This is a genomic window from Njordella calcicola, from assembly GCF_056494125.1.
The window spans coordinates 5,244,080-5,266,882 of record NZ_CM151396.1; the positions used below are offsets into that span (position 1 = coordinate 5,244,080).

Here is a 22,803-nt window from a genome sequence, read left to right on the forward strand (position 1 = left end):
TGCGTTAGAAGGCTGCTTCGACAGCGCGCGACAGCCACCCTGAACTCGGTTTGCTGCGCGTTTGATAATACACACGACCAGGCCCTGTGTAGCGATTCACAAACCCTTCTCCGCTGAGCAGTGAGTCCTTAACACTGTCGGTCGCCTTCACCAACTGATACTTCACGCTTTGACTGAATGCGACCACGAATCGATTATCAACGTAGAAGTTCTCGTCGGCGGCAAGTTCTCGCATGATCGATGCCCCATAAGTTTGACAAAAGACGGTGCCATGCCCTTGCGCGCTCAGCAAGAACAATCCCTTTTTCGACATCCAACCTTTGATCCCAGAATACTTCACACTTAACGAACACTCACCGACATTCGCCAAATAGGAACCGCGTGTCAGGTAATAAGTCTGTTGGTCGTCAAGCTGCAACGGTAAGATGTCGCCATACGAATCGGGAGCCAGCCAAACGGTTTCGCCATCGCGTTTGGCTGTGTAGCGTGCGGTAAAGAAGTTTTCACCGCCCGCAATGTTCTTCATGCCGTTGAACCACTTGGAGCCCGTCGAGGAATTGCCGACGTTGGCAGAGATGACAATGCCGCTGGTCATCGACAGCATGCTGTTGGGCTGTGCGGTCGCCACCTCGGCTTCCTGAAGGTTCACTTCAAGGACGGAAAATGTCGGCGAATGCGTGATACGAAATTCCATGCCCGCCAGTCATCAGTCTTCAACGCCTGGAGCAACTCGCTGCTTGAGCATGTAGCCTCCAAAAGCGATCACGGCCAGAATGCCCAAGAAGATAAACAGCGCGACCATCCGAGATACGCCTAAAACTTCCGAGATGCCGGTGATGCAGATGTCATAGATGACAATTCGAATAAACCAACTGACAATCCCGCCAATGCCGCCGCCACGACGAGCAAGTAAGAAAGTAGATTGCATAAATGAATTCCCTTACGCAAAACAAAAAAACCAAAGTGTCCCTTTATGTACATTAGTCGACGGCTAAAGTCAATCAATGGACATTAAATACTCGTCGCCAGCGCCGCTCAGTACCAGTGGACCGGCACCAGTCGCTTTGTTATTGCCAATTGACCGGCTACTTCGTGACTTCCGCTGATTTCTCGGCCGCATACTTGGCGTTAAACTCGGCGGGATCAAATGGGTCTTTGGTCTCCCGCTGCTTCTTTTCCAACGACTCTAGCCTAGCAATAGCTGCGGCGAGCCCTTCGAGTTCCTGGCCGCTGAGCAATTGTCCGCCAGCTCGCGACTGCTCAGCCGCTTTGGCCTGAGCACCCAAGCCCTGGGTCTTCAAATACTCAGCCGCTTGAGGAGCGATCGATTCGGGATACTTGAAAGCGGGGGGGGCAGTCGATGGCACCGTATTGGTCCAAGCTGCGGCAGGTTGAGTTGCCGCGACTGGCTCGGCCGCAAGTCCGGCTGCGAGTTGACTGGATGTAGGTTGCTGCTGGCTGTTGGTACGCGCAATCCACAATCGCAGTTGTTCAATAAATATCTGGTGCTTGGCGTCGTTGACGTTGAGCGCACTTTCCAGCATCTGACCATGACGATTAATCGCCTTTTGGTACAGCGGATGCGTTTCAGGCAATGCATCAGAATGCCCGCGACGACTTGAAACGTAGTTTACAAAGGTGGCCAGGTTTTGCCCTATCGCGTCCTTCGAATTCATTCGCGTGGCATCTAACAAGCTAAAGCCGTTGCTGCTAAAAGCACCGTGACACGCGGCCCGCGCACAGCTTTGCACCAAGACCGGATGGATATCGTTTCGAAAAACGTGTTGCTCCTGTTGTTCCACACGCACAATCTGCTGCGGCTTGTTACCGCGCGCAGCAAGGCTCATGTCGATGGCTTGGGTGACAGCCGCCGCCGCTCCATTAGAAGCCGACGACTCCACAGCGTTGTTGCCTGACGCGGGCGATACTTCCGATGTCTTTGCATTCGCGGGCTCTGGACCGACGGTATAGCCCGATGCGCGCAAAGCCGCTTGGACTTGGCTGTCGCGAAGCATGGCGTCGCGAAGTTCGGTTTGGAATTGCTTGAATTCTTGGCGGTCGGGAATTTCGCGTTTCAAATATTCATAGTGAGGGATCGCTCGATCAAAAAGATTTTGCCGCGCGCACCAACGCCCCAACTTCAGATGATCGCCCAATCCCCAAGTCGGTATGCGGTTGGATTGAAACAGATAAAGCTCGTCCAAGCTTCCCGCAACATGCAGCACTTTGTCCTTGGTGAAGCGAACGGTTCCCGTATCATCCAATCGGATTTCGACTTCGCGTTCAAAGGCTTGGACGTTCCCCTTCAGGACTTCACCGTTGGCCAGCAAGACCATGCCTGGCCCGCTGCGGAAGTACGAAGTTTGCGTTGGGTTTTGCGCGAAAGTTGTCGCGGAGTAACCCATGATCGCCAGCAGAAAGCAGCATGGCGGCAGGACGCGCTTCAATTCCGTCATCAGCGACGATAATCGAGGTGAACAAGATGGAAGCATAATGGCGAGCATGAGTTTGGAAAAACCGGTAACACTGGCACAATAGGAGTGCTTAGTGGCTGCGAGATTGCCATGTCAAGACGAACTTTTTCGGTGCCACAGCCTTTTCCCGCACCGCAGCGGACTTTCGGCAGTACGTTGTGGTAGGATTGAGCGAGTCGACCTTCGTTTTCCCTATGGAACCAAGTCCGTGATGCTGCAAGCAGGCCAATCTCCCATCCCAGGCTATCGTCTGGAAAAATTCCTTGGCCGTGGGAATTTCGGCGAAGTTTGGCAATCGACGTCGCCCGGCGGCACCAAATCGGCCCTCAAGTTCCTGAACTTGGCTCAGCAACAGGGCCGCAAAGAATTTCGAGCCATCCAGCGGTTGAAGCAGATTCGACACGCCAACTTGATGCCGATTAATGCCATGTGGCTGTTGGATCAGAAGGGCAACGTCATTCCCGACGAATTCCTCGACACCGACGTAAACCTGCTGCCCGACACAATCAATTCGACGATGTCGATCAGCCTGCTGCCGCCTGAATCACAAGCCAGCATGTTGGTCATTGCGATGCCGCAAGCGGAACTCAATCTGCTGGAACTGCTGCGTCGGCGACAAGAACAAGGTGACCAAGGCCTGCCCGCTGCAGAACTGTTGGACTACCTCCGCGATGCGGCCAAAGCGATCGATTTCCTCAATTCACCTCGCCATGATGTCGGCGAGGGGGTGGTGGCGTTTCAACATGGAGATGTAAAACCAGAAAATATGATGTTGCAAGGCGGAAGTATCTTGCTGTGCGATTTCGGCGTCGCGAAAGCTTTAAGTGACAACACCGATGTACGCGCCACTTCCATGGGTGGCAGCCTTGCATACATTGCACCAGAATGCTTGGACGGTAAGCCTTCCAATCACTCCGACCAATTCTCGCTGGCCATTAGCTACCTGGAACTGCGTACGGGCGAACTTCCGTTTGAAACTCACAGCACGCAGCAAGTGATGCTTGATCGCAGCAAAGGGATTATCGATCTGAGCAAGTTGCCGCCAGCCGAAGCAAAGATTCTGCAGCGCGCGTTGGCACTAAAACCCGAACATCGTTTTACTTCAGCGTTAGCTTTTATCGATGCGCTGCGCGCTATCGACGCGCCCAAGCCCAAGAAGCGTCCTGTCATAGCGATGGCAGTGGTCGCAGCTTGCATCGCGGTCGCTGGCCCTTTGGGCTATTGGTTGCTGCAAACGCCGCCCCAGCAGCAAGGCTTCATGCCACCACCACTGGCTCCCAAGGAAGATGAACCAATTCGTGAACTGCCGCAAGCTGGTCAGCAACCATATCGCGAAGCCTTAGAGTTGGTCGCCGAAGCGCCGGTTGGTCGCGAGGAACTGCAACAAGCGATCGAATTGTATGCGACGGCACTGCAGGCTGGCTTTAAAGCTACTTTTCCTCGCCCGCAGTTCACTTCATTGACGGCGCCCTATCAACAGCTAGATCGCTTAGAACTGCGATCCGCATTCGCTTTAACTCCCAACGCTCAGCAAGCGGCATGGATCACCCAGGACGGCAAACAAGTAGCAATCGCCGGGACAGTGGGTGCTGCCGCAGCGCAAAGCGTGGACTTGTCGCAACGCATCTTTAGCCTTGCATGGCTTGATGACCAAACTCTGGCGGTGCTGACCCGCGTCGATGACCATTCGAAAAACATCTTCTTCATCGAGAATGCCCAGCCCAGATTGATTGCAGAAAATGTCAATGAAATGGCTTGTGTTGCAGGTCGCTGCTATGCCATTAACGACCAGCAACTGTTCGAAGTCAGCGATCAAGCGGCAAAGCAACTGCGGACCGTGGCTGCCGGTTCCATTTTGAGTAGTTGTCGAAGCTGGGATGCGGCCGTCGCTTATGAAGAGCTCAATACGACCGATGTGCATGTTCTTTTTGGCGGCAAAGTATTTCCGCCGCTAAGCCAAATTGATGACGTTCATCTCGCGAGTGTCTGTGCCACGCGCAGTGGTAGTCGCGATGTCAATCGCAATCCCTCACCGCTGATCGCTTTGACGCCAGCCAGTGACAATCTCCCTTTTGCAGGCATCTATCGCTGGGATGACAATCAGTGGCAGGCCGACGTGATTGATTACGAGCGCGTCGCTTTGCTTTCGCAACTTCCACAAGCCTTTGCGATCCAAGCCATCCAAACAGACGGAAATGATCCCGACTTGGCGGTAGGGCACGAGGATGGCTCGGTGTCGATTTGGCGGAGATCGGATGCGCAATGGTCCTTGCATGAACAATATTTTACTGGTAGCCCGACTCAGGCGGCACCAGCGGCCGCAGTCACGGCCATTGCCAGTTTCAGCAATCGCCAAGGGGCACAATTTTTGGTGTGTGGCACGCAAGATAAATCGGTCTTTATCATCCAGCGGCCTGCGAGCGGGCAATCCTTGGGGGAGGCTGGCGAGTGGACGATGGCGACTTTGCTGGACGGGCGCAACGCACGCGTGTCGGCTACCACTGCAGCAGAACAAATGGATGAACCGAAGTCGATTTTTGTGACCGATTCGCAGATTGTGGTCGAGTTCAAAGACGGGTTATTGGGCTGGTGGAACTTCGCTCATTGTCTGATGGTTTTAGAAGCGTGCCAGAAGGCGAATCAGCCGTTTCCCAATTAGCTTTTGAACCTATGCCAACGGCCTGACAAGCTAGCCTGGGCGCACTGGCAGCGGTACTACAAGCCAAGCTATGTACCAAGCTCGCCTACCAACTGCTCTTCTCCGGCAGCTAGCTTGCCAAACCCCATCAAGTAATACACGCCGCCGATCGCTGCCATCAACAACATGATCAGCCGATAGACGAATCCAACGGCGACAATCACTTTCATGAATTCTGCTTCCTTGCCGATGATCGCTTGAATAAACTCCGTGACCGCCAACTCAAATACTCCCGCCCCCCCCGGCATGATCGGCAATGCGGCGACTGCGAAAGACGGAGGGACTGTTATCAAGTGAATCAACATGCTGGGCGCTACCGGCGATAAAGCTCGTGAAACCATGTAGAATCCAAAGGTCAACGCCAGATGGACCCCAAAACTCGTTCCTAGCTGCATCAGCATCAGCCATGGACGGCCATGGAATTGCCTCGCTGCGGCTGCCATCCGCACGGACAAGCCCCCGACGATCGGTAGCTTTGAAAAGATCTGCGTCGGCAAATACTTACCGAACCCAACCAACACAACGATCCCAACGATCGATGCGATGGCGGCAATCATGACGTACGTGCGAACCATCTGCATGCTGGCCGGCAACGCGGAAAAACCTAATTGCCCATTGGACGCCAGACGCGAGTAGGTTTCGATCGCAATGCAGGTAACCAAGATCAATCCAACTAGCCCAATCACGCGGTCGACGATAATCGACGCGATGACTTCGGGGATCTTTTTGGGAGCAGAACGCGCTGCGACGACCGCTTTGAACAGGTCTCCACCGACAGCGCCGAAGGAGACTAAATTGAATGCGGTGCCCAAGAAGCCAACCCGGACCGCGACCGACAACGGAAATACCACGCCCAGCGAACGCACCAACTGCCACCATCGCACGAAGGTCATTAAATGAGCTAACAGCACCCACAAAAATGCAAGGCACAGAAAGTCCACACGCTTTGGCCCATCGGCGATGCTACGCAGCGACTCTCGGTCGACCTTGGAGAACAAGAAACCAAAGATCGCGCACCCAAGGGCAACCTTGACAATCGTGATCAGAGTTTTCTTTATGCCAGAACGCTTCGGCTTCTGTTTCAAGCTGCCCACTAATGCGTCCGACATGAATCAATAACCAATCGCTTTCTCAGTGATCTAAAACATAAGACGTAAGCCCACCGGACGTTGGACGCCGGCGAATGTGCTGACGCGTCGTACGCAATAGTTTACTTCGAGCCACAAGGCGTGTCGCTTCGTTGTACGCTCGGTAAGGAAAAACGCCCCAGTAGCGTTTCCAAACCGGTAGCTTTTCGTTTCGAGTGGCCGGCAACGACGAAGGCAACTCGTCCGGATTCTGCAACACTGGCAGCGGATCGATTCCTAAGGCTCGTAATCCGTAGAACCACTCACGATCCAGCGCATGGTCGATTGGAACTCGCATCGGCAGCAACTTTTCAATCAAAACTTCGGCCGCATGGCGATTGACGACATAACAGCCAGTCCCACACAACCGCGTCATGTTCACGGCGAGCGAATATTTATTGGTCAAGTCACATACTTTGCGAGGATGCGAATCATGAAAACCGCTTAGTCGCAGAATGTCCCATAGTTCTCGGCGTTCGATAGCGCGGTCGAGAATCGTTTGCAGTTCAGCGGTCGGAGTAATATCGTCCTCACAGACCATCGCCAGGGTGTCTTGAGTCTGCAAAAACATCTTGAGCGTCTTGATATGGCTGAGAAAGCAACCGATCTGTCCCAAGTTCGGTCGTTTGCCGTGAAACCAGCGATATTTCTGCTCGTCAAACTCTGCAATCGGCAATTTCAGCTCCTTGCCGACCACCGCTGGGACGCGTTGGTAGCTGATACCGGTTTGGTCAAGCAAAGCGGTAACGCGCGTCCAACGGTCGACGGCTCGGTCTAGATTAATGACGTACGTTTTCATGAGGTGAGCGAAAGGGAAACGCAAGTTGTCTGGTCTGATTGCTGACGCACAGTGTGCGGAAGATTAGCAATTCGCCAGATGCAGACCTAGACCAGATTCTCGCTCGGGGCCAGCTATTCGCTTTTGGGTGTGTTGAACATGCGATCGCCAGCGTCGCCAAGGCCCGGGACAATGAACTTGCGGGCGTCTAATCGCTGATCGATCTTGCAAACGTAGATCTTCGTATCGGGGAACTCGTCATGCACCGCCGCGATGCCTTCCGGAGCCGCCAAGACGCTCATGACGCGGATGTCTTTGGTTCCCCAACGCTGTAACGTTGCAATGGCGGCTCGTACTGAACCACCGGTCGCGAGCATAGGGTCTAGCACAATCGCAATATCCGCCGCATGGCCTTCAGGCAATTTGCAGTAGTACTCTACCGGTTCCGCCGTTTTTTCGTCTCGGTACATGCCCAAGTGCCAAACTTGCGCTTGTGGCAGGATGCCTTGGACAGGATTGATCAATCCCAGGCCGGCTCGCAAAATCGGTATCAGCGCAATTGAATGAGCTAATCGGTAACCGTCTGCCATATCGACTGGCGTTTGAACGGGTTGGTCCAGCGTCTGGAGATCCCGAGTCGCTTCTATTGCCAGGAAAGTTGCCAGACGATCAATTTGGTGTCGAAACTGTTCGCTGGTTGAATTGCAGTCGCGGAGGACTGTCATATGGCAACGAACTAAAGGATGATCTAACTCATGAAGATTCTTGCTAAACGACACCATCAATATCCCAACAATCGGCAGCGAAACAAAACTTGCTCGATTGTAAGCACTTTCCTCAAACTCGCTACGCAGAAGAAAGCAGTTTTTCCAAAGCAGTTTCTGTAGCTGGGCATTAGCGGCTTGCTCCGGGCTTGGCCTGCTTTGCAGGAATCTGCAGTGGCACTAGGCAGCTCCGCGGTTCTGCTGCTGTTGGCGGCGAAGTCGTTTTCGTTCCGCTTTGCTCAGATTGCGGTACTCTGGCGAATCGTCATCGTCGTCATCGAGCGATCCCATGACCGCTTGACCAGCCAAATTGTTGGAAGTATTTGACGAATGGTTGGACGTCGATGGAATGCTGGTTTGAGCCGGGCGGTTGGAATTTCCAGCGGACGTCGACGGGATTGAGACTTGAGCAGGGTTTTTCGCCGCTTGGGCAGCTTCGGTGCCAGCAGGAGGTTTTAACGTCAAAGAATCAAAGAAGCCAAACAAGCTGGACTTCTTTTTGGTTTTTGACGCGTCAACTTTTGCTGCCGGCTGTTTCGCGGTGGCGGCATCGACCGTGGTTTTGTCGCGACGCGAGAACAGCGAGCGTTTGGCGTTGGCTTGGGCAGTCGCGGGCTCGCCGGCCGTTAATTTCGTGGGCTTGGGAGCCTTAGGCGTTCTTGGCTTCTTGCTGCGTTGGAACATACCCATGGACCAACTTCGTTTCCCGGGTTGCTCGCCATCAGACGCCGTGGTGGCATCACTGGACGATTGCGGCTTGGATTTCGGATTCGGTTGGGTCTCAGTGGCCGGTTGCACAGCGCGTTTGCCAAATGGATTCCAACCTCGCTTTGTTCCAGCGGTCGCTGGGGACGCGGCGTTTGAGGAAGGCGACGATTTCGCGGTTGCGGCAGCAGAGCTTGTGGAGCTGGACGGCACAGATTTGGCGATGGCTTGATCCGCTTGGTCGCTGGAACGGCTGGTGGAGGTAGCGGTTACTTTTTCAAAACCGCTGTTCAAACCGCGATCTCGTAGCCGCTGGGGAGCTCCGACATCGGAGTAAGCGTCAACAGCGGCCTCGGTCTGCGTTGCACTGGAACGTCGCCATGGCAGCCAGCCTTTTTTCGCAGTGGAAGGTTGAATGTTCTGGCCGGTTGCCGACGCGGGCTCTCGCTTTGATACCAAGTTTGGCGTGGCCGCACGTTGGTCGCCCGCTGGGTCGTGCCGCGAAGCGGCGGATGATTCCCGCGGTGGCGAACTTGCGGCTGAACCGATTGCGGTGGTAGCAGCCGCAACGGTGGCACTGGCGACCGCGACGCTAGCGGACCTGTCCGATGCACGGCGGCGAAACTTGGATTGCAGGCCCTGCGCCATACGGCGTGGGTCCATCTGCTCCAGCGAGAGCTTGGGCATGTGCCATTTCTGACGTTCGGCCAGCCATTTGTTTCGCAGCGCGAACCGCTTCTGGGCTTGGATATAGATATGTCGCAGATACAGCATGGATGCCAGGAAGACCGATAGGATGCCGCCCAACCAAGCAGCGCCGACAGTCATATCGACCGTGGCAGGAGTCCAGTCGGTTTTGAAAAGGCCCGTTCCCAACATGGCACTGAAGGCCCACGTCACCAAGCCGCACAACCACAAGGTTACGGAACCGGGAGAGCTCTTTAATTCGGTGCATAGCCTCAGCCCAAGCACTCCGACCAGCGAAGCGAAACTGCCTAGTACAACCGGCCAGCCAGGCAGGCTGAATTGTCGTTGCGTCCATGGGTCGATGGAAGTGCCTAGGATATAGAGAGCTGAAGTGCTCGCGTCAAAACTGCTGAAGAAACAGCCGGCGGCCAAAAACAGCCAGATCCGATATTTCGCTCTATAGTCGTCTAGCTTGTGACGCCGCAATTGGTAGATCAAAAGAGCGACGATGCCTGTAAAGACCCACAGTTGCCCGCCCAGCCAATGACTGACGCTGTGGGGCGAGCGGATGTGGAAGAAGTAGGCCAAGTTGAGGCCGTTAAGGTTGTTTCCCCGAATATGAACAAAGTAGTGCAGGAGCAGCAGCGAGGCCCAAATGGAAACCAGAATGCCCGCCACGGACGCCATCGTCGATCTGCGAACAGGGATCAGTTGGACCAATCTCTGTTGGCAAGCGAATCGGACTTCCTGACTGTAGCCAGGATCGCGGCGAACCCCCAGCGGTTCATCGTCAGCGTGTTCAATCGCGCGGCGTCGATTTTTAGCGCGAACCGCTTCGACCGCCACGCCGCTTTCGGCTGCGACGGCTTCACGCATCGACCGCCGTCGGCGATCGTATCGATCTGCTCGCATTAAAGTCATGATAACCGCAGCTTACAAGCTCTAGATTTGCTGGAAGGAACTAGCAAACCGCAGACATTGCCCTTTCTTGCGCAGGCGCAGGCTTGGCTGTGCCGTTGATCCGTCCAAGATTTGCTCAGCTTGCTAATCGCAGAATTCGCCTTTGCCGTCAAGTGCGAAAGGCATGACGTTTGTGTGTGGTAGGAATTTGCTGGGTGAGGTCGAGCGGTCAGCTTAAGCTGCCATGCGACGCTGCGGAGGCGATTGATTCAAGAATGCATCAGCCGGGCCGCTGAACAGCAACTGTCGCCCCGGTCCGTAGAATTTGACTTGCGATTCTTCCGCAAACCAGATGACCGAATATTCGTTGTACTTCCATTGGCGACCGCAGTACGCTTCCTCACGGATGAGGATTGATTCGCGGATTTGAGCTGGATCGGAAATCCCGACAGCTTGCAAAAATGCGTTTCGAATCGTATCAGCGTTGGGCAGCGGCATAAAACCAGACGGCTTTCCAGAAGTATCTACGCGAGTTGTGAACCAGCAATGCAAACTTTATCGTCGAGACGCTACAAGAAGCACAGTTGGTCAAGTTGCGTCGTGATATCTTGCCGAGACGCTGCAGATCCCGCAAAATCGCAGAAGTGACACGAAAAGTATGGTAAACTAGGAAAGTCGCCGAGCAACTTTCGCGGAAATGGCTCGTAGATAAAGTGGATTTGGTTGCCTTTTCAGCCTAAAAGCAGGGGGAAATGCAACATTACGTTGGAAAAATCTATTGTAAGATTGAAAAGTGCTCGTCTCCGAACCACAATGGCGCGGAACAACCATAACCGGCCTCAAAAGCCGAACCCGATTCCATCAAGAAATTTAGGCTGGGTAGTTTTAGAAGCTTTTCGTTGACATTAACGAATAGCGGTAACTATACTGCCTTTGTCGCTCGCCATGCGGTCCTCTGGCATTGCTTAACAGGATTTACTTTAAATGACAGATCTGGGCAAACTTTTTACCTTCATCGTACTTATTCTCAGTGCGGTCTTTCTTGCATTGTCGGTGGTCGTCAACGCGACGCACATCAACTACAAGGAGAAGTACACCGAACTGGAGCAGTCCAATCGCCAGCTCACGACCAACGTGCAGCAGTTGAAGACGGCGATCGAGCAAAGCCAAACCGCGCTGGCTCAAGAGCAAGCAGCCCGCCGGTCCGCCCTAGCGGCTCTGCAAACGCAAAACAACACGATCTCGCAAACCTTGTCGCAACGCGAAGCGGAAGTTCGTAACCTGCAATCTCAGAACACTCTGCTGAACCAAACCCTGTCGCAAACGCAAAATGAACTCAAACGCGTCACCGACGAAAACGAAAACATCCGCACTCAAATCGCCACCACGTTGCAAGACCGCAACGACCTTCGCAAGCGTATCATCGAAACCGTCGACCAACTGTATAGCCTCCAGTCGACGCACGAAGATATGAAAGCTCGCGTTCGAAACTTGCAGGACGAGGTGACTATTCTGCAAGCTCGCAACAACGCGAAATCCGAACTGCTTGCCGCCGCTGGTCTGCCTGAAAATCCAGAAGATACTCCTCCATCGGACGTCAAAGGCATCGTGACTGCTGCAACAGACCAACTGGTCGAAATCTCCTTGGGAGCCGATGACGGTTTACGAGTCGGGCACCAACTGGAAGTTTATCGTGGTAGCCAATACTTAGGTCGAATTCGCATTCAGCGAGTCAGCGATGACAAAGCGATTGGCGAGATCCTCCCTGGCTTCCGCCGCGGTTACATTCAGCCAAATGACACTGTTGCTGCGAAGATTGGTTAACCAACACAGCAAACCAGGTGCAAGCAGTATCAGCAACTTGATTCGGAATTCAGAGCGTCATGGCAAATCGTAAACAACTCTCGATCTACACCGGCATCCTCATTGTCGCGAACGTCTTTATGCTGTTCGCGTGCATTCTGATGGCCGTGGAATACTTCCGCTATTCTTAATTCGCGGGAATTGTGCCATTCGAAAAGCAGCCGCGTTCTTGCGCATGCTCCGAACCGGGGCTAATGGCTTGCGGCTGATCGAGGTGCGAACGGTTATCAGCGATATAGATGATCTTCGCACTTGCAATCAAGACTGCGTGACTGAGTGGCTGCGGTCGGTATTGCAATCGCCGACCAAGATCAGCGTCAGGCTATATGGTATGGTATGATGGGAACTCCCTCCATCAACAGGCTTAATTAAGCTTGCCCCACTCCCTGCAATAATTATCTCGCGACCAGAGGTCCATCAAATGATGCACTACATTTTCCCGGCCTTCCTATGCTGCTTGGCATTCAATCTCGTCGTCGACTTGAACGCTCAAACCCTGAGCGTAGAAGATTTTGCCAAGCTCGATAAGATCGATGTCCATGCCCATATCCATACTGAAAGCTTAGACTTTGTCGCACTTGCCCAACGCGATAACTTCCGCTTCGCCAACATGGCAGTCTGGTCGGCTCGAGAGCCTGAAACCAATCGCGAAAAACATCGCACGACCTTCGCTCAATATCAAGCGTACCCTGATCGCACGACCCCGGTGGTTTCATTCCCGATCGAAAACTGGGATGACGAAGATTGGGCTGATCAAACGATTGCCTACCTGAAAGATGCATTTGATAAAGGGGCAGTGGGTGTCAAAGTATGGAAGAATATCGGGATGGAGTTGCGCGATCGCAACGGGAAAATGGTGATGGTCGACGATCCAAAGCTTGATCCGGTCTTTGAGTTCATTCGTGCCAACGACAAGATCTTGATCGGTCACTTGGGCGAGCCAAAGAACTGCTGGCTTCCGCTGGACGAAATGACAACGCTGAACGATCGCAGTTACTTCTCCAGGAATCCCCAATACCACATGGCATTGCATCCCGAGATGCCAAGCTATGAAGACCAAATCCAAGCTCGCGATCGCATGCTTGAGAAAAACCCGCAGCTAACTTTCGTTGCTTGTCATCTGGCCAGCCTAGAATGGAACGTCGATTTGGTGGCTGACTTCTTGGATCGATTTCCTAACGCCGTAGTTGAATTGGCCGCCCGCACGGGACAATTGCAGTATCAAAGCAACCAGAACCGCCAACGTGTCGTTGACTTCTTTGTCAAATATCAAGATCGCATATTGTATGGTACGGATCTAGGCGTTGGCGGCAATCAGAATGCAGCGCAGGCTTATCAACAAGCGCGTGCAAAATGGCTGCGGGATTGGGCTTATTTTACAACGACCGATACTATCGAAGTCCCTGAGCTTGCTGCCCCCGCTCTTGGACTTGCGTTGCCTCGCGAAGTTGTAGAAAAGGTCTATGCTCGTAACGCGGTGCGGGTCTATAAAAACTCTTGGCCAGCCTTGCAAGAGAAATATGCTGGTCGTTAAGCAGTCAGCCGTGCGGTAGATGGAAACGTACCACTATGGTAGAAAAATTGCTGCCGCTTCTAGACGCGGAAGTCTGGGCATAAATGCGCTCGTTGGCGTTGCAGAATCGACTCATTCGCATGCCGTAACGGAAACCCGGTTGATACCATTACACCGCAAGAGACGGGAGTGTCGCGAGAGTTGCCTTCAAAATAGTTGTTCATTAAACCTCTCGCGGTTCTCTGATCTCTGGCGGTGTAAAAAAAGTCGAATGAACGGGGAACGATGTAGTACCGTTCGCCTAATCGTTGGCTGTTTTGGCGTGATCGTGGATCATGCGCACCATGGCTTGTACTGCGGGATCGTCGTCGCGGGCCAAGTGGTGGATTACGCCCTCGCGATCCTTCGCGTTGCGATTTTGGCTGACTTTCCATTTCCCGACCATCCGATCGATTTCGATTTCAAAGCCAACAATCGCGCGCAGCATACGGCCCAAATATTCAGCCGGAGCGTCGCTGAGCCTCCAAGGCGCAGGTTGGTTTGATTCATGATGGTTCGTCAATCGATCGAGGAAGCTCATCAGCCAATCTGTGTCCTGGAACCAGCGTATTTTGCCATGCACGTGGACCACGGCATAATTCCAAGTCGGTACAACTTCACCATGCTCCAACTTCGAAGGGTACCAATTGGGCGAGATATATTGATCGGGCCCTTGAAAGACCGCCAAGACCTCGGTGCCGCTAGAAACCTGCTTCCACAGGCTATTCGCTCTGGCAATGTGACCTTGTAAACTTCTATGACCGTTTGCGCCAGCTTGCAGCAGCAGCGGGATATGATTGCCTTCCAACCCACTCGCGGTATTTGCCACAATGAGCGCCAATGGATGATGTCTGATTAGATCGTGCAGAACTTCGGGTCGATGCTCTTCAAAGCTGGCTGGAATGTACATTGCATTAGAAGCAGTATAAAACTGCACGGCCAAGGAATGGGATTCACGAGTTCACAACGCTTGAGCTAAGATAACGGTTTCTAGAAAATAGCCAACGGAAAGAGAGGCCCCTATGGATACTGCCACGCAACTAGCGATGCAGCGGACCGAACTGGCAATCGAACGCACTCATCTCGCTTGGGTTCGCACTGGATTCGCGTTTATCTCGGCTGCGGTAGCAATCGACCGAGCGGTCTTCATGGACGCTTTCGGCGTGGCTCAATCCGCTTCGTTATGGCGAACGGCTGCGCTGGCGATCAGTATTTTCTTATGTATCGCGACAACCGTACTATTGGCCTTGGCAACGCGGCAGTACCTGCGGCAACGTCGAGCGTTGGGTTTGCAAGGGGACGGCAATTCCACCCACTGGCCAACGATATCGCTGGCCATCGTGGTAATTTTCTTGGGCGTGGTTGCAAGTACGCTGATGATCGTCGCTTAACTCAAACCGCTCAGCAAACCATCACCGCAGAAGTCAGGATTCCCAAAAGAAGGAATCTCATAGCCCATTGCAGCCGACAAGGTCATCAACAATCGATTGTGTGGCGTGCCTTTGAAGTTGATTGCTCGACCGGTCTTGAAGCCCAAACCGCCACCCACCAGGACAAACGGAATGTTCTCGCGGGTATGCGAGTTTCCTTTGCCTAGTTCGTTGGTCCAAACAATCGTTGTATTATCCAGCAACGAGCCTTGCCCACCTGGCTCTGGAGTTTCTGCCAATCGTTTGGCAAGATGTGCCACTTGCTCGCAATACCAAGTGTTGATCTGGATCAGCTTTTCGTAAGCTGCTTCGTTCGAATCAGGTTCGTGCGACAGTTCATGGTGCCCTTCGTCGATACCTAACCAACGCATCTTGGGTTGCCCCACACTGTTGGTGATTTGGAAGGTCGCGACGCGAGCAAAATCGGCCGCAAAGCTACTGACCAAAAGCTCCATTTGCATCTTGGTGATTTGCGGCATGTTGTCGTTCTGTTCCTCAATATTCGGAGGCAGCACAGGCACCGCATGCCCAATTTGGCTCTTGGACTGATTGAGTTCGACTTGCAGTTCTTTCTCCAACTCGCGGACCATTTGAACGTGATCAGCCAACAAGCGACGATCTTCTGCGCTGATCATCTTTTCCATGCGTTGAAAATCTTCGGTTAGACCGTCCAGCACACTGGCCAGCAATTCGCGATTCTTGGTTTGTCCGTACAGCTTGTCGAACATTTGGTAAGGATTGTCGATGGGCGCGATCGGTTGGTTCGCTCCCGCATAAGACCAACGCGTCCAAGTGTCGGCACGTTCTGGCACCATCACACCAAATTCCAACGATCCAAATCGCGTTTGAGTCTCGGGGTTGGCTTGCAGTTGGTTCTTCAAATACTGGTCCAGCGAAATCCCCATCGACCAACCGGCTGGCGTATCCGAGCCGCCTTGCACGTCACCTGGGAACAGCTCAATACCAGTTAATAGACACCCGATGCCGCGCATATGCCCGTCACCGTCGCCCTTGATTCGATTTCCCAGCCCCTGTAACGTCAGCGTTTGGTTCTTGAAAGGTTCCAGCGGTTGGAGAATTCGCTTCAGATCAAATGTCTCTGATTTTGAATCCGGCCAGAAGTGATCTGGAATCACACCGTTAGGACTGAAGACAAATATGATTCGCTTCTTGGGTGCCGATGACGAACTGGCAAAGCCCAGCGACGGCAAACCGAAGGCAAAATTAGCCGCGGCTATTCCGATACCGGAATGCAGCAGAAAATTACGGCGAGATTGAAAGGACATCATGAGGCGGGATCCTTTTCGAATAACAGGTGGGAACTGGTTGCGTGAATCACAGCGATCTCAACCAGCAATTCGCGGATGTTGTAGTTACTGTCCGTGAATGTACGTTTTAATCGGTCCATGGTTTCAATGCCATAGGCCGCGATGGGTTGTTTTACAAAGTGCTGGAACGCGCGATTGATGAACGCGGCTTGCGCATCTTCCGATTTGGCAAGATAGGTTGCCAGATCTTTCACACCCGACAATTCTACTTTGGTATCATCGGCACTGACATAGAATCCACTTGCATCAATCGGTTTATCTCGTTCCGATGCTCGGAATCTACCAACAGCGTCGTAGTTTTCCAAGATAAATCCAAGCCCATTGATGCGAGAATGGCAAACTTGACAATTCGCGTCGCTGGTTTGCAAGTCGACTCGCTCCCGCGTGGTCAAATCCGGGTGCAAATCGGGACTCAGCGGCGAAAAAGCGTCATTGGGTGGACGAATCGTGCGACCAAAGATGTTTCGTGTCAAAAATACGCCGCGATGGATGGGCGAACTGGTTTGAAAGTACGCTCGACCGCTGGTCAACAGTGGGTGCGTCAGAACCCCGAATCGCTTCTCAGGATCGCTGACCGATTTGCTCAACCCAGTAAAGCCACCTTCGCCGCCTTCCGCTGGCTGCCACGAATCGCCGTAGAATTCCGCGATGAGCGGTGACGTGTAAGCCCAGTCTGCTGTGAACAATGTGCGGTAGTCACTGTTTTCGCCCCACGCGACATCCTCTAGAAAGGCATCCAATGACTTACGCAAATCCGCCACCAGAGCGGGTGAAAAGCCTGGGAACGCTTCGGAGTCTTTGGTGATCTCGTTAAGGTGGGACAAGTCCAACCATTCATAAAACATCCCGCGAACTTTGGCGCGAGCGCGATAGTCATTCAACATCTGACGCGCGACCTTGCGAATCTCATCCTCAGACTGCATGTTGTCTTTTTTGATTCGCCCCAACAACCACTCATCGGCGGGCAACGAATCGTACAGCATCAATGACAAACGAGTTGCTGCCCGTTGCGAAACAACGTTGGATTCAGAAAGGGCTGGATACAAAAAGCGAGGTGACTTCAGGGCGACCAAGATCACGCGGCGCACCGCTTCCGCATCGTCTTCGGTAACATTCAAATGCTGATCGACATAGCGGCTGACATCGTCGTCTGTCAGCGGAGTGCGAAACGCTCGGGTAACCACGTCGGTCAAAAATGATCGCAACTTCTGTCGCTCAGGCGCTTCGTCTTTCTTTTTACGGCGCAGGTAGTTGGGCCACAATTCATCATAAGCAATATTGGCAAATTCCAGAGCGGCGGCGGTCGTCGAATCATCCCACTGGCGGCTGACAGAGATCCCGCGATCATACCCGTAACTGCGATCGTCTGGCGGCAAGTTCGCTTGCAGTGCATACGTGGCCGGCGCCCAGCCAGCTCGGAGGTTCCGCGCCGGTACAAGCTCTTCGATCCCGTGAGGCGGCACCCATGACAACGAAATCGACGCCGGCGGTTGCTCGGTCTTGCGTTCCCGCTGCCGCATATCGATCTTGATTGGGTAGGCGCGTCCTGCAGTCAAAAACACTGTCTCGCGAAACTCCGTCTTGTCTCCCGATTGAACGTGGTTGTCGATAAACTTGCGGCCATCGCGTCCAAAGTCCATCACAAACGAACAAGTGCTGCGCACAATGATTTCGTAACGGCCGGACTTCGGCGCAACTAACGCACCTTGCCAATTAATGTAGAACTCCTTGGCTTCGATCCCTTCGCCCGGACTTTCGTGGCCCCAGTCAAAGTTGAGTTGAGGGTCGACGCGTTCGATCTTTTTCTGGTCATCTTTCCAACGCTGGCCGTTGAAGCAAATGCCCTTCAGTCCATGCTCGTTGGAAACATCGGGGACACCTTCAAAGGAAGCATACAAGTCTGCAATGCTCTGCCGCAGTTGTTCGGCGGTCAGACGCGTCAGAACGACGCGCGGCGGTCGATTGCGAACTTGAGCCGCTTGGCTGTAGAACGACTCGTAGATATAGGCCGCCACCGCTTTGGCGTCGTCGCCAGCACACGCTTCGGGTTCGCCTTCGGGCATCGTGCGTTCGATGATTGAGATCAGTTCACTGGGCGATGCGTCTCCGACCAGTGCGGCATCGTAGACACCTTGGACGCCAGAGCCCATTTCGCCATGGCAATCCATGCACTGTTTGGCAAAGATCTGCTTGCCACGCTCAACCATATCGGTCGCAGCAGATTGTTCAGCAGCGATCGCTCTCGACAAGTCGCCGATGGCAACCGCAACGAGTGCAAGCAAGGAAATCGAAAAAATACGTAGTGAAACCATATGTATTGAGAGAACTACAAACCGCTCAAACAAGCGATTCTCATTCAGTTGGCAGGCTTTTAGGAGGGAGTCGCGATCGCTCGCGGACTGTCGCAATCGACTCACGACCCTTCAATTATAGCTAAATGATCAAGAAGAAGTACCCTCGGGTACCCGAAAAATGCCGCTTTCGACGCGACTTCCTGCCGCTGTCGAGTTAGCTCCCACCGGTTACGTTGAGTGTGCTTAGCAACGCATTTGTCCATAGCACCGCTTTTAGACGGAATTGCCTGCTAACAAACTTCCGCCGAACGACGAATGTTGCTCGAAATCGTTCACCCAGACGTGTCGAGTTGCATTTTTGGCGTACAATCGCTACCCGCTGCTCCGGTAGCGAACTTGGATCACAATTGCAATCCGCTATTGGCGAACTCGTCAACCGACCGTCACCTTTTTACCACTATGAAAAACATCCGGAACTTCTGCATTATCGCCCATATCGATCACGGCAAATCGACGCTGGCCGATCGGCTCATTCAAGCCTGCGGAGGAGTAACGCAACGCGAGTTCCACGACCAAATGCTCGATTCAATGGACATCGAACGCGAGCGGGGCATCACGATCAAAAGCAACTCGATTACCCTGTCGTACCGCGCCGCCGATGGCCAAGACTACTTGCTGAACTTGATCGACACGCCGGGCCACGTTGATTTTTCGCACGAGGTCCGACGATCGTTGATGGCTTGCGAAGGCGCGCTCATCGTGGTCGACGCATCGCAGGGCGTCGAAGCGCAGACGGTCGCCAATCTGTTTTTGGCCATGGAATACAATCTTGAGCTGTTGCCGGTCATCAACAAAATCGATCTACCCGCAGCCGACGTCGAACGGGTCCGGGAAGAGATCGACGCTGACTTGGGCTTAGATCCCTTTGCCGCCATCCCCGTTTCAGCCAAGACTGGCGTTGGAATCCAGGACGTGCTGGAAGGTATCGTAAAGAGTCTTCCCGCTCCAAAAGGTGATCCTGACGCACCGCTGAAGGCATTGGTCTTTGATGCTCACTTCGATACCTACCGAGGTGTTATCTTGCAAGTTCGCGTCATCGAAGGAACGCTAAAGACCGGCGAGACGATCCACTTCATGCACTCAGGACGCGACTATAAAGTCGACGAACTTGGCTATAACCAGTTGAAACTGACGCGCCGCCAACAATTAAGTGTCGGGGAAGTCGGTTACATTGTGGCTGGAGTGAAGAGCGTCAAAGACATTGAAATCGGTGACACGATTACGCTGGAGAACCGTCGCGCCGAAACGCCTATTCCCGGATACAAGAAAGCCAAACAAGTTGTCTTTTCGTCGATCTATCCGATGAGTACCGATGAGTACCAAGATTTGACGAAGGCACTCGAAAAGCTTGCCATCAACGACGCGGCACTAACCTTCGAAAAAGATAGCTCCGCTGCGTTGGGCTTCGGCTTTCGCTGTGGGTTCCTAGGCCTACTGCATTTGGACGTGATTCAAGAACGATTGCAGCGCGAGTTTGACTTGGGACTGGTCATCTCAGCGCCTTCGGTAAAATACAAAATCGAACTGAGCGATGGCTCAACGGTCGATGTCGACAACCCCAGTTACTGGCCAGATCCATCGAACATTGAATCAACGACTGAGCCTTATATCAAAGCCGCCATCTTAATTCCTGAGGAGTATGTTGGCCCGGTGATGGAGTTATGTCGCGAACATCGCTCGGACAGCCAAACGATGAGCTACCTTTCGGCCGGTCGCGTTGAAGTAATCAGTGAGATGCCGCTGGGCGAAGTGCTCTTCGACTTTTACGACAAACTGAAAATGATCACACGTGGCTACGGTTCCTTTGATTACGTTCCGATCGAATATCGAAAAACGGACATCGTTAAAGTCGACATCCTAGTGAACAAAGAACCCGTCGATGCACTCTCTTACTTAGTCCATCGCGAGAAATCACGAACACGAGCGTTGCATTATTGCGAACAGCTTGCCGAAGCGATCCCTCGACACCAGTTCAAGATACCCATCCAAGGTGCTATCGGCGGAACCATTATCGCTCGAGCTACCATCCAGCCGTTTCGCAAAGACGTAACAGCGAAACTGTATGGTGGCGACGTGACTCGCAAGAACAAGCTGCTGGAGAAGCAGAAGAAGGGCAAGGCGAAGATGAAGCAGTTTGGCAGTGTCAACATCCCGCAGAAAGCGTTCATCTCCGTGCTTCGCAACGATAAAGACTAGCGAGCTTACCTATCGAGCAACCGCGTCTATCGAGCAACCGCGTCGTAAACCGCGTTGGGCGATGGGCTGGGATTTTTGCCTGCGAGTCGTTCGAAATCGCCGCGCAGGATCTTCAGCGCCTGGCGCTCGTGATTGATCTCACTTTCCGTTCGAATGCCTAACTGGCGCAGAACTGGTAGTGGCGGGCACCAACCTTGGACCGCATGCTGCAACAGAAAAGCAGTGACCGCAATCGGCAACGCCACCCAGCGGCGATCGTGGACGACTGACAGAACGCAGCCTGCGAGCGCTAACGAGGCTGCGTTGGTCTCCAGTATACGCTCAACGTCCCACTCTTGATCTAACTCTTCCAAGCGGTGAGTGATTTCCGCCCGAGACGCGCGGCTTAGCTTCCTAATCCGCTGGATGGTTTGGTGTCGAATCTCGCGATTGATTTCGCAAGAAGTATTCACCGCGACTCGTTCACTGGTATCTGGAATCATGACGTTAGCTCCACATGTAGTTTAGTAACCATAAAAGTTGTTAGGGCGTTGCAAAACAATAAGTGTCCGAATCAGCGGCAACGCATTAGCGCTTGGGTTCCCGTTGAAGCCAGGTGCTGCGGCTGATTTACAATCCGGTAAATTATTGTTGAGAAATACCTAAACACCAAAAACGATCCAGCAGAAAGCATTCGCAATCGTCGGATGAAATGATGAGCGAAGTTCGCGCACCGAGTACACCGCGTCGATGGCTGCCACTGGATTAGACTAACAGAGCAAACATCGCGCCTTGCTGACCGGGAAAAGTCCCTCGTGCTCAAGAAGGACCAGCATCTACCACACAGCTTGTCGGACCCTGTCCTTGTTTTATCGACGACAGCGATAGCTTTTCCGAGTTCCTTTTGCTACGTTACGCTTGGCGAACAACCCGTAAACTGCAGGAGTATTGAATGGCACAATCGAGTTCGGTCGGCACGCATCTAAATGACCCTGTAACGCAGCATATGCGGACTGATTTCGCCCGGCTACACGCAGGGCAATCAGTGCAGGGCGCGCTGGAAGAGATCCGTCAGAAACCACCGGAAGGCCGCATCATTTATTTCTATGTGGTCGATGATCAAGATCGATTGCTGGGCGTATTGCCCACACGGCGACTGCTGCTCAGCCCCTTGCACAGCGAGTTGAGCGAGATCATGGTTGCGAAAGTTTTGACGATTCCAGCTTCTGCCACCGTCCTGGAAGCGTGCGAATTTTTTCTGATGCATCGCTTGTTGGCGTTCCCTGTGCTCGATGACCAAAAGCGAGTCATCGGTATCGTCGACGTTGAATTGTACACCGATGAACTAGCAGACCTGGACCGTCGCGAAGACAAAGACGACTTGTTTCAGTTGGTGGGGGTGCATTTGAGCGACTCGCAGCAATCGTCGTCGGTCGCCGCGTTTCGCAGCCGTTTCCCGTGGCTGATTGCGAATATTGCTGGAGGCATACTGGCTGCGTTTATTTCAGGGTTCTTTGAGGCGGAATTGAAGAAGGTTGTGTCGCTGGCGTTGTTCATCCCTGTCGTACTAGCGCTGGCGGAAAGTGTTAGTATTCAATCGGTCAGTTTGTCGCTGCAAGCGTTGCATGGCAAGCAGCCCACGCTGGCGAGCATCCTGAACAAACTGCGGCTGGAGTCGGTCACGGGGATGTTGCTGGGGCTGTGCAGCGCGCTGGCCGTGGCGGCCGTCGCGCTACTGTGGCTGGGCGAATGGAAAGTTGTGCTATGCCTATTTGGTGGTATCGCCGGCGGGGTTACCTGCGCTGCGGTAATCGGCGTAGCGATTCCCAACATCTTGCGTTGGCTAAATCGCGAGCCTCAAGTCGCGGCAGGCCCCGTCGCTTTAGCAACTACCGATATGGTGACGCTACTGATCTATTTTATGCTGGCTCGGATCGTTCTCGCCTGAGTTTAAGAAGTGATCTTCCG

18 protein-coding genes are annotated in these 22,803 nt (G+C 53.3%); 6 read left to right on the top strand and 12 right to left on the bottom strand.

Features of this window, described 5'->3' with window-relative positions; translation table 11 throughout:
* Nucleotides 1–4 precede the first annotated feature (4 nt).
* The 3 genes from SH302x_RS20280 to SH302x_RS20290 form a co-directional block, all read right to left on the bottom strand.
* Nucleotides 5–694, bottom strand: coding sequence for a TIGR00266 family protein (locus SH302x_RS20280; RefSeq protein WP_479364441.1), 690 nt, complete (start codon nt 692–694; stop codon nt 5–7).
* A 12-nt stretch (nt 695–706) separates the two neighbouring features.
* A complete protein-coding gene (locus SH302x_RS20285) occupies nt 707–928 on the bottom strand; it encodes a hypothetical protein (RefSeq protein ID WP_479364443.1) in 222 nt (73 codons plus the stop codon).
* Nucleotides 929–1,085: 157 nt separating this feature from the next.
* Nucleotides 1,086–2,456 carry a hypothetical protein gene (locus tag SH302x_RS20290; protein WP_479364445.1) on the bottom strand — a complete coding sequence of 457 codons (1,371 nt, stop codon included), beginning with the start codon at nt 2,454–2,456 and terminating at the stop codon, nt 1,086–1,088.
* A gap of 229 nt (nt 2,457–2,685) precedes the next feature.
* Between SH302x_RS20290 and SH302x_RS20295 the strand changes: the two genes are divergently transcribed.
* Nucleotides 2,686–5,133, top strand: coding sequence for a protein kinase domain-containing protein (locus SH302x_RS20295; RefSeq protein ID WP_479369293.1), 2,448 nt, complete (start codon nt 2,686–2,688; stop codon nt 5,131–5,133).
* Nucleotides 5,134–5,201: 68 nt separating this feature from the next.
* Here SH302x_RS20295 and SH302x_RS20300 read toward each other — a convergent pair whose 3' ends face one another.
* The 5 genes from SH302x_RS20300 to SH302x_RS20320 form a co-directional block, all read right to left on the bottom strand.
* Nucleotides 5,202–6,281, bottom strand: a complete 1,080-nt coding sequence (locus SH302x_RS20300; protein ID WP_479364447.1) for a lysylphosphatidylglycerol synthase transmembrane domain-containing protein — start codon at nt 6,279–6,281, stop codon at nt 5,202–5,204.
* A 22-nt stretch (nt 6,282–6,303) separates the two neighbouring features.
* Nucleotides 6,304–7,098 (bottom strand): glycosyltransferase family 25 protein, encoded by a 795-nt coding sequence (locus SH302x_RS20305; RefSeq protein WP_479364449.1) that lies wholly within the window; start codon nt 7,096–7,098, stop codon nt 6,304–6,306.
* Nucleotides 7,099–7,211: 113 nt separating this feature from the next.
* Nucleotides 7,212–7,859 (bottom strand): uracil phosphoribosyltransferase, encoded by a 648-nt coding sequence (upp, locus tag SH302x_RS20310; protein WP_479364451.1) that lies wholly within the window; start codon nt 7,857–7,859, stop codon nt 7,212–7,214.
* A gap of 162 nt (nt 7,860–8,021) precedes the next feature.
* On the bottom strand, nt 8,022–10,154 hold the full coding sequence (locus SH302x_RS20315) for a hypothetical protein (protein WP_479364452.1): 2,133 nt from the start codon (nt 10,152–10,154) through the stop codon (nt 8,022–8,024).
* A gap of 213 nt (nt 10,155–10,367) precedes the next feature.
* Nucleotides 10,368–10,631, bottom strand: coding sequence for a hypothetical protein (locus SH302x_RS20320; RefSeq protein WP_479364453.1), 264 nt, complete (start codon nt 10,629–10,631; stop codon nt 10,368–10,370).
* Between the two features lie 486 nt (nt 10,632–11,117).
* Here SH302x_RS20320 and SH302x_RS20325 point away from each other — a divergent pair, with 486 nt between their 5' ends.
* Nucleotides 11,118–11,957 (top strand): hypothetical protein, encoded by an 840-nt coding sequence (locus tag SH302x_RS20325; protein ID WP_479364454.1) that lies wholly within the window; start codon nt 11,118–11,120, stop codon nt 11,955–11,957.
* A gap of 460 nt (nt 11,958–12,417) precedes the next feature.
* On the top strand, nt 12,418–13,530 hold the full coding sequence (locus SH302x_RS20330; RefSeq protein ID WP_479364455.1) for an amidohydrolase family protein: 1,113 nt from the start codon (nt 12,418–12,420) through the stop codon (nt 13,528–13,530).
* A 280-nt stretch (nt 13,531–13,810) separates the two neighbouring features.
* Here SH302x_RS20330 and SH302x_RS20335 read toward each other — a convergent pair whose 3' ends face one another.
* Nucleotides 13,811–14,458 (bottom strand): FMN-binding negative transcriptional regulator, encoded by a 648-nt coding sequence (locus SH302x_RS20335; RefSeq protein ID WP_479364456.1) that lies wholly within the window; start codon nt 14,456–14,458, stop codon nt 13,811–13,813.
* A 112-nt stretch (nt 14,459–14,570) separates the two neighbouring features.
* Between SH302x_RS20335 and SH302x_RS20340 the strand changes: the two genes are divergently transcribed.
* Nucleotides 14,571–14,939, top strand: coding sequence for a YidH family protein (locus SH302x_RS20340; RefSeq protein ID WP_479364457.1), 369 nt, complete (start codon nt 14,571–14,573; stop codon nt 14,937–14,939).
* On the opposite strand, the gene SH302x_RS20345 is transcribed toward SH302x_RS20340, so the two are convergent.
* Both SH302x_RS20345 and SH302x_RS20350 read right to left on the bottom strand, forming a co-directional pair.
* Complete coding sequence (locus SH302x_RS20345; protein WP_479364458.1) at nt 14,936–16,267, bottom strand: DUF1552 domain-containing protein; 1,332 nt, start codon at nt 16,265–16,267, stop codon at nt 14,936–14,938. The two genes, SH302x_RS20340 and SH302x_RS20345, sit on opposite strands and share 4 nt — an antisense overlap.
* Nucleotides 16,264–18,588, bottom strand: a complete 2,325-nt coding sequence (locus SH302x_RS20350; RefSeq protein WP_479364459.1) for a DUF1588 domain-containing protein — start codon at nt 18,586–18,588, stop codon at nt 16,264–16,266. Before SH302x_RS20350 ends, SH302x_RS20345 begins: the two co-directional genes overlap by 4 nt.
* Nucleotides 18,589–19,059: 471 nt before the next feature.
* On the opposite strand from SH302x_RS20350, the gene lepA reads away from it, so the two are divergent.
* Complete coding sequence (lepA, locus tag SH302x_RS20355) at nt 19,060–20,856, top strand: translation elongation factor 4 (RefSeq protein WP_479364460.1); 1,797 nt, start codon at nt 19,060–19,062, stop codon at nt 20,854–20,856.
* Between the two features lie 26 nt (nt 20,857–20,882).
* Here the strand turns inward: lepA and SH302x_RS20360 are convergent, their stop codons facing one another.
* Nucleotides 20,883–21,338 (bottom strand): hypothetical protein, encoded by a 456-nt coding sequence (locus SH302x_RS20360; RefSeq protein ID WP_479364461.1) that lies wholly within the window; start codon nt 21,336–21,338, stop codon nt 20,883–20,885.
* Nucleotides 21,339–21,787: 449 nt separating this feature from the next.
* Here SH302x_RS20360 and SH302x_RS20365 point away from each other — a divergent pair, with 449 nt between their 5' ends.
* Nucleotides 21,788–22,783 (top strand): magnesium transporter, encoded by a 996-nt coding sequence (locus SH302x_RS20365; protein WP_479364462.1) that lies wholly within the window; start codon nt 21,788–21,790, stop codon nt 22,781–22,783.
* Nucleotides 22,784–22,803: the final 20 nt, after the last annotated feature.